Source organism: Bradyrhizobium sp. P3_C3, from assembly GCF_056402655.1.
Genome location: NZ_JBFUGY010000051.1, coordinates 41,406 through 51,150 on the forward strand (window position 1 = coordinate 41,406; position 9,745 = coordinate 51,150).

General features: G+C 60.1%; 12 protein-coding genes and 1 pseudogene. 7 read left to right on the forward strand and 6 right to left on the reverse strand.

Annotated features, from left to right (window positions below; all coding sequences use genetic code 11):
* Positions 1-93 precede the first annotated feature (93 nt).
* The 6 genes from AC1DW2_RS37590 to AC1DW2_RS37615 are packed head-to-tail and all read left to right on the forward strand — an operon-like array spanning position 94 to position 4,943.
* Positions 94-2,601, forward strand: a complete 2,508-nt coding sequence (locus tag AC1DW2_RS37590; protein WP_477008503.1) for an alpha/beta hydrolase — start codon at positions 94-96, stop codon at positions 2,599-2,601.
* Between the two features lie 9 nt (positions 2,602-2,610).
* Positions 2,611-3,474 (forward strand): alpha/beta fold hydrolase, encoded by an 864-nt coding sequence (locus AC1DW2_RS37595; protein ID WP_477008504.1) that lies wholly within the window; start codon positions 2,611-2,613, stop codon positions 3,472-3,474.
* 27 nt (positions 3,475-3,501) lie between these two features.
* Positions 3,502-3,852, forward strand: coding sequence for a phasin (locus tag AC1DW2_RS37600; RefSeq protein WP_354118217.1), 351 nt, complete (start codon positions 3,502-3,504; stop codon positions 3,850-3,852).
* A 49-nt stretch (positions 3,853-3,901) separates the two neighbouring features.
* Positions 3,902-4,078, forward strand: a complete 177-nt coding sequence (locus AC1DW2_RS37605; RefSeq protein WP_014495244.1) for a hypothetical protein — start codon at positions 3,902-3,904, stop codon at positions 4,076-4,078.
* A 19-nt stretch (positions 4,079-4,097) separates the two neighbouring features.
* Positions 4,098-4,229 carry a hypothetical protein gene (locus tag AC1DW2_RS37610; RefSeq protein WP_477008505.1) on the forward strand — a complete coding sequence of 44 codons (132 nt, stop codon included), beginning with the start codon at positions 4,098-4,100 and terminating at the stop codon, positions 4,227-4,229.
* Between the two features lie 24 nt (positions 4,230-4,253).
* Positions 4,254-4,943, forward strand: a complete 690-nt coding sequence (locus AC1DW2_RS37615) for a MarC family protein (RefSeq protein WP_477008506.1) — start codon at positions 4,254-4,256, stop codon at positions 4,941-4,943.
* A 13-nt stretch (positions 4,944-4,956) separates the two neighbouring features.
* On the opposite strand, the pseudogene AC1DW2_RS37620 reads toward AC1DW2_RS37615, so the two are convergent.
* The 6 genes and pseudogenes from AC1DW2_RS37620 to AC1DW2_RS37645 form a co-directional block, all read right to left on the reverse strand.
* Positions 4,957-5,124 (reverse strand): annotated as a pseudogene (locus tag AC1DW2_RS37620) (helix-turn-helix domain-containing protein); the annotation flags it as partial.
* Between the two features lie 24 nt (positions 5,125-5,148).
* Positions 5,149-6,651 (reverse strand): multicopper oxidase family protein, encoded by a 1,503-nt coding sequence (locus AC1DW2_RS37625; RefSeq protein WP_477008507.1) that lies wholly within the window; start codon positions 6,649-6,651, stop codon positions 5,149-5,151.
* 1,001 nt (positions 6,652-7,652) lie between these two features.
* Entirely contained in the window at positions 7,653-7,823 is a 171-nt protein-coding gene (locus AC1DW2_RS37630) for a hypothetical protein (RefSeq protein ID WP_162136800.1), read from the reverse strand.
* Entirely contained in the window at positions 7,820-8,011 is a 192-nt protein-coding gene (locus tag AC1DW2_RS37635) for a hypothetical protein (protein WP_038955530.1), read from the reverse strand. The genes AC1DW2_RS37630 and AC1DW2_RS37635 overlap by 4 nt, the downstream gene beginning before the upstream one ends.
* A 137-nt stretch (positions 8,012-8,148) precedes the next feature.
* Positions 8,149-8,421 carry a hypothetical protein gene (locus AC1DW2_RS37640; RefSeq protein ID WP_038955531.1) on the reverse strand — a complete coding sequence of 91 codons (273 nt, stop codon included), beginning with the start codon at positions 8,419-8,421 and terminating at the stop codon, positions 8,149-8,151.
* A 42-nt stretch (positions 8,422-8,463) separates the two neighbouring features.
* The gene (locus AC1DW2_RS37645) at positions 8,464-8,718 is read right to left on the reverse strand and encodes a hypothetical protein (protein WP_038955532.1); all 255 of its coding nucleotides are present in this window, start codon (positions 8,716-8,718) and stop codon (positions 8,464-8,466) included.
* 356 nt (positions 8,719-9,074) lie between these two features.
* Between AC1DW2_RS37645 and AC1DW2_RS37650 the strand changes: the two genes are divergently transcribed.
* Positions 9,075-9,512: a hypothetical protein gene (locus tag AC1DW2_RS37650; RefSeq protein ID WP_038955533.1), complete on the forward strand. Its 438-nt coding sequence runs from the start codon at positions 9,075-9,077 to the stop codon at positions 9,510-9,512.
* The last annotated feature ends 233 nt before the right edge of the window (positions 9,513-9,745 follow it).

Here is a 9,745-nt window from a genome sequence, read left to right on the forward strand (position 1 = left end):
ACGCAGGCCTGAGGATTCCATTGAGCTAAATCAAACCTCAGGAGGAGGTCCAGCCTAGCGTTCGCGCAAAATACCGCCAGGAGGGAGTTCGTCATGAACGGGAGAAGCGCACTCAAGCGTTGCTTCGTCAGCCTGATCCTGTTGCTGGTCGGCACCGCGCTCGCGGTCGCCCAGCCGTTCACGCGACGCTCGTCGCAGATGCAGCATGACGGGCTCAAAAAGACCTATGAGATCGCAAACTTCCGGCTTGGCGGCAAGTACGACCTGGCCAATCCCTCCAAATGGGAGAATGGCGGCGAGGGCGGCGTGACGTTGGAATCGCTCGGGGCAGGCAAGCTGCGTACCGGATACATCGCGATCGGCAACGCGCGGCGCAATGCCGCCGGTGAGATCACCAACGCGGTCGTGATCAATTCCTATTATTCGGGCGATTCCACCGATATGTACGAACAGTGGGTCAAGGGCGCGGCCCTGTCGGGCGGCGTCCCGATTATCGGCCCCGGACGGCCGATCGACACCGACCGCTACTACGTCATCATGGTCGACCCGCTGGGCACGTGGGGCGCAAGCAAACCGTCCGACGGCCTCGGCATCAAGTTTCCGCAGTACAGCTACTACGACATGGTGCAGGCGAACTACCGCCTGCTGCGCGACGAGTTGAAGGTCGCGCGTGTCGCGCTTGTCACGGGCGTCTCCATGGGCGGCACCCAGACCTATGTGTGGGGGGTCATGCATCCCGAATATATCGGCGCCCTGATGCCGATCGGCGGCACCACGCAGTCGGACGGTGAAGACCCCGTCGGTAACTGGACCTTCCAGATGATGACGGCCGCGATCGAGGGCGATCCGGTCTGGCAGGCGACCAAGGGCGACTACTACAATCTGCCCAAGGAGAAGCACCCGATGCCGGGTGTGGCGTTCGGCTGGTCGATCCTGGGCATGACGGGCTACGACTTCGGCTTCCGCACGACCCAGAACTGGGCCGCGGTCCAGCCCGAGATATTCTACTGGGATCCGCCGAACGAGAAGGCCGGTCTGAGCGTCACTAACCGTGCCAAGCTCTATGACGCCGTCGATCTCGTCTGGCGCAACCGGGTCGGTGAGACCCATAACGTCAATCCCTATCTCGGCCGCATCCAGTCGCGCACACTGGTGATGCACATCACCAACGATCTCTGGCTGAACTTCAAGCTGGCCCAAAAAGCCGTAGATCGCGTGCCGGGCGCGGACCTGATCGCGCAGGAGAGCCCGGTCGCCCATTACGGCGTGTTCCCGATCATCAACCAGCGCAAGAACGATCCGAAGTTCGTCGCCTTCATGGACGACGTCGCGGCCCTCGATCGCGCGAGGATGTTCGTCGACAAGAATTATCGCGTACCGGGCGTCGCCGAAAACATCGATCCGATCAAGTCCTTCTGGAAGGACTTCGTGACCTATCCCTATCCGGTCAAATACGCCAACGCCAAGGACAAGATCGGCAACACCTGGCAGATCGGCTACATGGATGAGTATGCCGGCACCGACAAGGATCCCAAGGTCCTCGTCATCATCCACGGCAAGGGCGCATTCGGCGGGCACTACGGCAACATCATGCAATATGCGCTGCGGAGTGGCTTGCGCGTGATCGTGCCGGACTTGCCCAACTACGGCATGTCCGGGCCCGGTAATCTCGATAAGAGCCCGGCGCGCACCATGCAGGATATGCGCGAGGTCATCTACGATCTCGTCGTAAACCAGCTTGGCGTCAAGAAAGCCTATTATCTCGGCCACTCGCTCGGTGGTCAGTTCGTCACGGGGTACGCCCTGACCTGGCCGGATGCGGTGCAGGGCCTCGCGCTCGAAGCACCATCCGGACTCGAGGAATACCCGCGCGACATTACGATCGCGAAAGACAAGAAGGCACCTCTGTTCCAACCGGGACTCGGTCGCGACTTCGACAAGTGGAAGCAGATCTGGGACCAGACCGGCATCCTGGCGGCGGAGAAGGCCCGCGACGAGCAGAGCATTCGTGACTTCTTCTACTTCAAGAAGCGCAACCCCGACACCGGCGTGGTGTCGGCGGCGAAGAGCGGCTACTTCTTCAGCGACAGCGAATATGCGCGCTTCCATACCGAGCAGCGCGTCGGGCTTACCAAGGGCAACCCCAAGGAGCTCGAACAGTGGTGCAACGTCTTCATCTTCGACATCTACACGATCGGAGCCGAGCTCCAGCAGGATGATCCGAAGAACCTTTACGAGCGGGTCACCCAAATCAAGGCGCCGATCTTCCTCGCTTTCGGTGACAAGGAGCCGTTCATCCCGACGCCCGCCTTCAACGGGTTGACCGATCTCGGACGCGACGTCATCACGCCGTTCATGACGCGCATGACCAACGCCGGCAACCGGCCGATGCTCAAGATCTATCCGGAGACCGGGCACTTCATCCACACGGACAATCCGGTGGAATATTCAGCGGACGTCGTGGACTTCGTCACGAAGGGAACGGTCGACGCCTCATCCCCCCTTGGCACAGATCGCATGATCAAGGGTTCCGTGGTATCCGCCCTGCCAGTGGCGCCGACACCTCCCGGTGCGGCACCAACCGCCGGTCTCAACAAATAGGATCGGTCTATGCCACGGGTGCAGGCGGGTGAAATCGAGCTTGGCTGGCGGGAGTGGGGCCGAGGCGAAGTGACCGTCGTCTTCATCCATGGCAATCTCGCCAGCAAGGACTGGATCGAGCTGGCTGCGCCCTTGTTTCCAACGGGCCTGCGCGTCATCGCCATCGACTGGCGCGGCTGCGGGGACAGCGACCGGCCGAAGCCTGCCGCCGATTATTCGAACTACTCCATGCAGCAGCATGCCGAGGACATGCTGGCGGCGCTCGATGTGCTCGACATCGGCTATTGCCATCTCGCGACGCATTCGACCGGCGGCATCATCGCTGCCCGCATGCTCTTGATGCAGCCGCAGCGTTTCGGGCGCGTGTTCGCACTCGATCCGGTGACGCCGCTCGGCATGTCTTTCAATGCTGACCAGATCGGCTTGTTTCGAGCGATGATGGCGAGCAAGGAGCTGACGCGGACGATCATGGCGACCGCGGCGTCCTCGCTGTTCGTGCCCGAGAGCATGGCGCCGAACGCCGTGCCTCGATTTCGGGAGGGATTGAAGGACATCCAGGCGTTGTTCGACCGCATCATCGAGCAGACCTTTGGCGTCTCCGAGGGCATCTGGATCGGAACGCCGGTCAACCTCACGAAGGAAAGAGAGAGCAGAGAGCTCGAGCGCCGCATGCCGGAGCTGAAGCATCCGCATCTGGTGCTATGGGGCGAATGGGACGGTTGGATTCTGCCGGCCGATCTTCACGTCATGGCCGATGCGATGCCGGATTGCCGTCTCGTGATCGTGCCTCGCGTCGGGCACTCGATGAATCTCGAAGTACCCGCGCTCTACGCCGGTTATTTCGGCGCCTGGTTCGGAGGGCTTACCGCGTAACTGCTAACACCTGAAGGGAGAGACGTCATGGCAGAGATCAATCTATCCGCAGATAACGTCCGTGCGGCGCTGACCGAGGCACTTGGCCGCCTGCGTAAGGCCAACGCCGACTATTTCGAGATGCTGGAGAAGGGGATCAGTTCGTCGCCTCTGCCGATCGCGAACCAGGCGAAGGAGTTTTGCAGTTTCATGCAGCGCAATGTCACAGCGACCCTGGACCTCAGCGACAAGCTGATCCATGCTAGGGATGTCCAGGACGCGCTCAAGCTTCAAGCCGATTTCTTCCAGGAGCAGATGCGGGCCCTGACCGACCAGACCAAGACCATGGGTGAGGCGGCGATGAAGGCGGCCGGCGGCATGTTCAGTCCGAAGAGCTGAGACTGCAACCACGGTACTGACAGACGCGGTAGCGTCAGAAAGGTCTGGTATGGCCGAGACCAACAAGCTTTCTGTCGAAAAGGCACTCCAGAAGTTGCTTCGCGACGAGCCCTTGGAAACGGCGAGCGAGCAACGAGACGAAAAAGCTGAGGCGCTCAGGGAGGAGATCAAGCGCATGCGCGCGCAGAGATCGCGTCTTGAGCGATCACCCGGCAAGGGCAAGTGAGATCCGGTTTGATGGGATGATGCCCCGATTTTTCGTCGGCATGCTGGCCGGTGTCGCCAACAGCTGGTCGGTTGCCGTGCTGTTCGAGGTTCTGCGCAAGACGCTCGACAATCTGGCCGATTTCAAAGCGCCCGGCTTCACATGCCCGTAAGCCGAAGAGCGGAGCGGGCGCAGCATGCGTGATATCGCCACATCGGGGCTGGTTGCCGATTTCCTGTTCGGCTTCGGCGCGCTGTTCGCGATCATCAATCCCTACGGACTGGCCTTCATCTTCCTCGACAAGACGAGAGGTCTTTCTGAAGACGAGCGCGCGGGCCTCGCGCTGCGGGTTGCCGGATATGCCTTCGTGGTCCTGCTGGTGTCGCTGTTTCTGGGCAGCCAGATCCTCAACTTCTTCGGCGTGACAATCCCGGCGCTTCGGATTGCCGGCGGCCTCGTGGTCGCAGCGACAGGCTGGTCGATGCTTCACGCGCCCTCGGGCCCGGCCGGACCTCACGAGGTCTCGTCCCCAGATCATGCGACCATGAAGCGCATGGCCTTCTTTCCTCTCACAATTCCGCTGACGACCGGGCCGGGAACGATCGCGACAGCCATCGCGATCGGGATTAGCCGGACCAGCAGCCTCGATGCGATGTTCCAGTCATCGATCGTTTCGCTTCTGGTGGCGTTCGCCGTGACTGCCGCGATCTACCACGCCTACCGGAAATCGAGCGCAATGGCGCGTCTGTTCGGCGAGGAGGGCACCAGCGTGGTGACGAAACTGTCAGCTTTCCTGCTGCTCTGCATCGGCGTGCAGATCATCCTCACCGGCGTTTCCGAGGTCGCGCGGTCCATATTGGACGGCGCTTTGCGCGCTATTCAATAGGTGGATTGCAGGTTTAAGCCTGTAGCCCCGCCAACTGGCGCCGGTTGAGCAGCACGATCTGACGCTGGGTATTGCCGACGAAGCCGAGAATGCCGGGCTCATGCAGTCACGACAAGGCGCGCGATACAGTCTCCAAAGTCAGGCCGAGATAGTTGGCCCCGAAACTGAAGATGTGTTGGTGACCTAATCGCCGTGTGCCGCGCTTTCAAGCGACGACTTCGATGACGCCCATCATGCCCTTGTCTTCGTGATCGACTGCATGACAATGGTAGACAAATCGACCGACGATTGCTGGATCGGTGAACGGAATGAGGACCTTGAGGGTGCCAGGTCTCTGGTCCGTTGCTGGCGGTACCGAAAAAGTGTCGCGCAGACTGTCATCGTGCCAGGAAGCGCCGCCTACTTCCGTCACCAGGAAGGGTGTCTGGTGAATATGGAAGCTGTGATACTGCTGATCCGTGTTGATCACCGTCCACTCTTCGGTATCGCCGAATTTGACGGTTTGGTCGGTGCGCGCCTCGTCGACAACGCGGCCATCAATCATGAATATCTTGCGGTCGCTGGTGCGCGAATAAGATAGCGTTCGGCGCCGCGCGATCGGCGCGATGCGAACGTCGTTTATCCATTGTGGCCCAGTGACCCGCTGGCGCAAGATATCATCGTCGATCTTCGCACTCTGCAACAAACCGCTGGAATGGATGACTGCCAGTTGCCGCACCGGTTCCGGCGGCCGCCAGGCTTCGTTCTGAAAAGAAATGGTTCGCATCGGGTATTCCCCTGCGGGCGGACCGATGACAAGGGCGTCAATCCGCTCGCCGGGGCCAATGAAAAGTTCGGTCATCTTGCGTGGCTGCGACAAGGCGTGCCCATCGGTTGCCACGACGTAAAGCGGCATGCCCTCAATACACAATTTGTAGAAATCCGACGCTCCGATGTGCGCAATGCGCCAAAACTGCATTTCGCCGGCGCGCATGGAGATGGCGGGATTGATCTGACCATTGATCGAAACTATTTCGCTTTCGTCGTCACACTTGAAGTGCTTGATTAGAAAGAAGCGCTCCGGCAATCCGCGCAGCAGCGGGAAAAGTTCGTCAATGCCATCGACGACCAGAGCACCCGACATGCCGCCAATGATTTGATTATTGACGAACCCGTGCGCATGGGGGTGGTACCAGAACAAGCCCGGACTTTGCCGGCCGGACGCCGGAATGCGCACCTGGTATTGGAATGTTTCGCCGGGTTGAACGTGGACGAATACGTTATCGCTGTTGCCTTGGGGCGAGACGCTCATGCCGTGAAAGTGCAGGTTCGACGCGGTGCCGACACCGGCACAAATAGGGCCCAGGTAGCCAGGGCGATCGAACCCGGAGCTCAAATTGTTGCGGAAAGAGATCCGCAACGTGTCGCCCAGGCGTGCGCGCAGCGTTGGCGGCACATAGGCGCCATTGTAGAGCAGACCGGTAAACGCGCGATCGCCGAGCTGCACCGGTCCGGGCGCTGCCGCAATCGTCATATCGAGCACGCCGTTGACGCTGTGCATCTCGGGCGGCTGGATGAGCGGCTCGGGCGTTGGCGCTCTAGACTGCGAACGCGCCCCCGGCATCGATGGGCCAAGCGATAGCAGACCTCCGGCCGCGGCCGTCGCGCCAACGAAACGACCGGCGGCCTTGATGAACAGGCGGCGGTCGAGCGTCGAGGACTGGCGCATTGCATCCCTCATCACGCGCATGGCTACCGGAAGACGATCTTAGGTCTCTATGGGCCAAATTGTATTCTGCCATCTGCGTGTGAACCGGATGGCGGTGGCCAGTTAGCACGTGCCGAGACTTACCGCTTGTCACAGCTTCTTGTAGCCTCCCTTCGCAATTTGCCCTGGCCCTGCTGGGACCCGCACGTCTGCTCTTGCGTCGTTACCGGGGGACAAGCGGACATCAACAATTTCGGCCGCAAAACAGCACACCTCCTTACTGGACGCCGGCTTCCACCGACTTCCAATCTCTGGGCGCTCGCCATTTGCCATGTCTTCTTGCCCGCCAGATGCAGCACTTGGCGCGCGACTTTCCTCGCTCGGTGCCAAGCCGGGGACCGGATCGAGACTGTCGGTATAACTTGTTGATTGTGCTTGAGGTTTGGCGGAAGGGGTGTCCTGTCAACCTTGCTGCAGTTACTTGCATTTTCTGTCTGCGTCGCGAGCAATCTACGGTCCTAACCACGGCTAGTTTGGCTGCCTCTCGACCGTAGTTTTCGGCCAACTTCCCGTAGCTCGCCGCGATCGAGGGGCAGGGTGCTTTCGCGCATCAGGGCGCGGCGGACGCTCTACTCGAAGACGCGACCGGCTCGCGAATAGCTCGATCGGCCTCGATTGCGCTGCGGATAGACGCCTTGTGGCGGCGGACCAGGAGGCAGCTTCAGCACGCGGACATAGACGTCTTGTCCTGGCTTGATCACTGTGTCGACGCTCTGCTGTACCTGGAGAAGAATTTCTCCTTGCTGCCGCCAGACGTCGCCTGTGGCGCCAGCAACGGGCAGTCGCTCGCGTTCAGCCTACTTCAGACCGTTCGCTTGTCGCTTCGTGAGATTGCGAAGTACGGAAAACGAGGGCCAACATGAAGCGGCGGCGCCGAACACACAGGACGCGTGACCGGCAGCGACTGATGACGCACGCCAAGAGGATAAGGAAACGAAACTGAGATAATACGCCGCCGGGCTTTAATACATTGTCTCGGCGGCGGTGTTCATTTCCAGCCCCGAGATGGAATGGCAAAAATCCCGGATCGGCAGCGTGGCGATGTACTCGCCGGCGTCGAGCAGCGTCACCAGTACGCGATCGCCGATCCTGATCGGATCCTCGAAACGCCGACCCCAGCCTCGTTCGGTCATTCCTTCCGCTTCAGCTCAGGTCCCGCGGCGGCAATGGCGTGTTCAACCTCGTCGGCCAGAACTGTCAGATGCTCGGCCAGCCTTGTGAACAGTTCTCGCTTCTTGGGTTCAGTTGCCAGATCGCGGATCAAGGCGCACTCGGCAGCATCCGTGCGGAGCTTTTCTAACTGAGCCTGCATGTCCTTCATTGCGATCGGTTCCGTTCCCGATGAGGAACTATACCGCTTTGGGCATAAGTGGACAGAACTGATTGCCGGTTTCCTATGCTCGTCACCACCTGGCGACCCCATTACCGCCGAGGTGACCTCCAAACGGCCCCGGCAACTCAGTCTTTTGCGGGGGCCGCTTTTGCGCTGGTGCTGATCAGCCGGACATACGTCCCGCTCTCGTGTAGCTCGAGCCAGCCGCATTCAACCGCATACTTGATGCCAGCCCCAAACTCCGACCCTGTGGCCTTGAGCGTGTAGAGAAACGGAGCATTGAGCTTTTCGATGTGAATGCGACCGTCCTGGACGGCTTCAATGGTCTTCGCGAGCTCGACCAGTTTGCGGGCGGCGGCTTCAGGAGCGGCAAAGGCACGTTCGGCGGCGAGTTTCATGCAGATCGACTACCCGATTCTTCGTCCCCAGGCCGAACTGCTTCACCCGCACTTGTGGTTTTTGGTGTGCAGCGCGGTTCGATCGCCAGTCATCTCACCGACGTAGTCGTCAATGGCGCTCATCAGCTTCTCGCGGTCGGCGCGGCGATCCTTCCTGCCAAAGATGAGGTAGTGGCGAAGCCGGCCGAGTTCGGCCAGATCGGCCGCTATCGCCTCGGCCCGCACTTCTTCAGCGCGCTGACGCATGCGCTCTTGGTGCCAAGCTCTCGCCGCCGCTCTGTTCTCTGCCTTGGTCATGACGCCATCGAACCGCGGCGCAGGCGAGAGTCAAATTATCGATTCCTATCGATTCCTAGCGGCGCAGAATGCGCGCGAGCTACTGCCTGTCGTGGGTGTGGAGAACTTTGCTTCGCGAGTCCTTACTGAAGTTGTCGGCGATCTCGAGGAGCGCGGCGCGCTCTACCGCGTCGTCAGTATCAGCGGCGACATACGTTTCTTTCCTTTCGCTGGCTGTCCTCCTCCATCGTCACGTGTCTTTGAATACGGGAACAAGGTCCTATTTCAGATCGGCTTTGACAGCATGCCCGATCGGGCATCGAATGCTCGACACCGCCCCCGTATCATGGGTGGTCAGCGAACCTCAGGAGGAAAGCATGAGCGAAATTGATCGGCGTTCTGCTCTGATGTTCTGTGTCGCGACAGCGGGAACTGCTCTCGTTGCAACCAATCCAACCGAGGCTCAGCCTTACCGGCCCGATGAGGGCAAGGAACTCGCCCCAGGCGTTCGGCTAGTGGAGGTAAGCGAGCGCGAAGCGATGCATGGGCGTGACTCCGTACTCCCGGGCTACAAGCGAATTAAAGTCTTTGACATAGTCTTCCAGCCGAAGGTAAGGCACAAAGATGATGCCATGCGAAACGATATGGTTTGCCAGTGCGTCGACGGCGAAATGCGGCTCGATCATCGCGATGGCCATCCGTTCACGGTGAAGAAAAACGACGTATGGACCTGTGTCAAAGGTGAGCCGGAGGACACTGAGAACATAGGTAATGGGCCCGCCATCATGCGAGTCATCAATCTGATGCCCGCTTGAGTTCCGACTGCCTACGTTCGAACCATCCAGCATATTCAATCGAGGAGACAAACTGAACTGCAACGGAGCGAAGTCCGCAATGGGTCAAGCTCGGAAGTCGGCGGGTCCATGGTAGATTGTCTGCTCTGCCACTGTGAGCGGACATCACCGGATCCGCGGTTCAGGTCCGCGAAGGGCCAACAAGAGACTCGTGCATTGCAGCAAACAGCATCTCTATTCGATCACCTCATCGG